5 protein-coding genes are annotated in these 2,278 nt (G+C 70.8%); all 5 read right to left on the bottom strand.

The genetic code is table 11. The features are described from left to right. Nucleotides 1-240: DivIVA domain-containing protein (locus VLF38_RS06590; protein WP_325270480.1), on the bottom strand; the 240-nt coding region annotated here is incomplete at its 3' end. A 103-nt stretch (nucleotides 241-343) separates the two neighbouring features. Then, entirely contained in the window at nucleotides 344-637 is a 294-nt protein-coding gene (locus VLF38_RS06585; RefSeq protein ID WP_129455097.1) for a YggT family protein, read from the bottom strand. Between the two features lie 14 nt (nucleotides 638-651). Beyond that, on the bottom strand, nucleotides 652-1,137 hold the full coding sequence (locus VLF38_RS06580; protein WP_135840596.1) for a cell division protein SepF: 486 nt from the start codon (nucleotides 1,135-1,137) through the stop codon (nucleotides 652-654). 61 nt (nucleotides 1,138-1,198) lie between these two features. After that, nucleotides 1,199-1,900 (bottom strand): YggS family pyridoxal phosphate-dependent enzyme, encoded by a 702-nt coding sequence (locus VLF38_RS06575; RefSeq protein ID WP_325270479.1) that lies wholly within the window; start codon nucleotides 1,898-1,900, stop codon nucleotides 1,199-1,201. After that, nucleotides 1,897-2,278 (bottom strand): polyphenol oxidase family protein (locus tag VLF38_RS06570; protein ID WP_325270478.1); only part of this gene is annotated, 382 nt, incomplete at its 5' end. The genes VLF38_RS06570 and VLF38_RS06575, both read right to left, overlap by 4 nt.

The raw sequence follows: 2,278 nt of genomic DNA, 5'->3' as shown, positions 1-2,278 counted from the left end.
CTCGGGCTCCGGCTCGGGAGCAGCCGGGGCGAACGACGTGGTCGCCGGCGCGGACGTCGACGGGCCGCCGGACTGGGCGGCCGACAGCTTGGACCGCAGGTCGTCGTTCTCCTTGGTCAGCCGGGCGAGCTCGGCCTCGACCTCGTCGAGGAACTGGTCCACCTCGCCCATGTCGTAGCCCTCACGGAGACGGACAGGCGTAAAGCGCTTGTTGCTCACGTCCTCAGGCGTCAGCGGCATGACCTCACCAAACTTTCACGATCGATATACAGGGTGGCTCTGCTGTCAGGAGACAATAGCGCCCGGGCAGCCACGGGGCACAGTGACCCGTGTGGCAGATGGTTCAGAGCCCGAAGATGGTGGCGACCACGTTGAGCAGCAGCCATGCTCCCACCATCACGAGCAGGAAGCTCAGGTCGAGCGCGACCGACCCGATGCGGAGCGGGGGCACGACCTTGCGGAGCGCCACGATCGGCGGGTCGGTGGTCGTGTAGACGCCCTCCAGCGCGACGAGGAGCGGCCCGCGCGGCTCCCACTGGCGCGCGAAGACCTGCACCCAGTCCACGATGAACCGCACCCACAGGAGCGCGATGAACAGGAAGAGGAGGACGTAGAGGATCTGGCCGATGGCTTGCACGAGTCGAGTATGGGTCAGCTCTGGTTGAAGAAGCCGTCCTCGGCGATCCGCTCCTTGTCCTCGGCCGAGACCGCGACGTTGGGCGGCGAGAGCAGGAAGACCTTGTTGGTCACGCGCTCGATGGTGCCTCGGGTGGCGAAGATCAGGCCAGCGGCGAAGTCGACGAGGCGCTTGGCGTCGTTGTCGTCCATCTCGCTGAGGTTCATGATCACGGGCGTGCCGTCGCGGTAGTTCTCACCGACCAGACGTGCCTCGTTGTAGTTGCGGGGGTGCAGGGTGGTGATGCGGCTCAACTCGGCCACGACTCCCGTCTGGACCGAGGCCGGTCGCCGGCGCTCGGCAAGGTCGGACACTGGGGCTGGGCGACGCTCCCGCGCGACGGGGCGCTGATCGACAGCGTCGTGCGTCGTGGTCTCGGTGTCGCCGTCGTAGTCGTCGTAGTGGCCGGTGTCCTCGAGCAGGCCGAGGTACTCGCCGATCTTGCGCATCGCGCCGCTCATGAGACAGATCCTCCGCTAGACCTGGTGCACCGTTCGGGACACCTGTTGACTGTTGTGGACATTACTGGACCGCAGGCCTCTGACCGAGGACCGCGGACCCGACACGCACGTGTGTCGCACCGCACGCGATGGCCTCCTCGAGGTCACCGCTCATCCCGGCGGACAGCACGGTCGCGCCGGGGTGCTCGCGCACGAGCTCCCGGTGGACGTCCGCGAGGCGCGCGAAGGCCGTACGGGGGTCCTCCCCGAGCGGCGCGACCGCCATCAGGCCGCGCAGCCGGAGCAGGTCCGCCTCGACCACCCGACGGGCGAGGTCGGGCAGGTCGGCGGGCGCCGCACCGGACCGGTGGTCGGACCCGGGCGGGTCGAGGCCGACCTGCAGCAGCACGTCGACCTCGGCCCCGCGTGCCCGGGCGCCGCGCGACAGCGGACCCACGAGCTTGGCGCGGTCGACCGACTCGACCACGTCGGCGTACGCCGCCACGGCGGCTGCCTTGTTGGACTGCAGGCCCCCGATGAAGTGCCACCGCAGCCCGAGGTCGGCGCACTCGGCAGCCTTGGCCTCGGCCTCCTGGTGACGGTTCTCGCCCACGTCGGTGACGCCGAGGTCGGCGAGGATGCGCACGTCGGAGACGGGGAAGAACTTCGTGACCACGACGAGCGCGACGTCGTCCTCCGGTCGACCGGCCTCCGTGCAGGCGTCGCGGATGCGCCGGCGTACGGCGTCGAGGTTGGCGGCGATCTCCTCCCGGCGGCCGCTCACGGGTGGCTCCAGATCACGCCGGCGAAGCGGGTGGCCCCGGCTCCGTCACGGCGGTAGGACGGCCAGCCGGGGTCCTCACGGGTGCAGGCCCCGACGAGGCGTACGTCGGCGATGCCCGCGGCCGCGAGCTGGGCGCGCACGCCGGCGCCCAGGTCGAGTGCGGCTGTGCCCCGCGACGTGGTGGAGCGCGACTCGGGGACGACGGCGGCGACCTCGTCCTGCATCTCGGCTGGCACCTCGTAGCAGGCGCCGCACACGTGCGGTCCGATCCAGGCGACACGGGGCTCGGCCCCCTTCTCGCGCAGGGCTGCGATCGTGGCCGGGACCACCCCCTCCACCAGACCGGCACGGCCGCTGTGCACGGCGGCGATCCAACCC

Origin of the sequence: Nocardioides sp. (genome assembly GCF_035481145.1) — a bacterium.
GTDB lineage: Bacteria > Actinomycetota > Actinomycetes > Propionibacteriales > Nocardioidaceae > Nocardioides.
The sequence above is the reverse complement of the archived record's forward strand: the minus strand, read 5'-3'. Positions and strand labels throughout refer to the sequence as shown.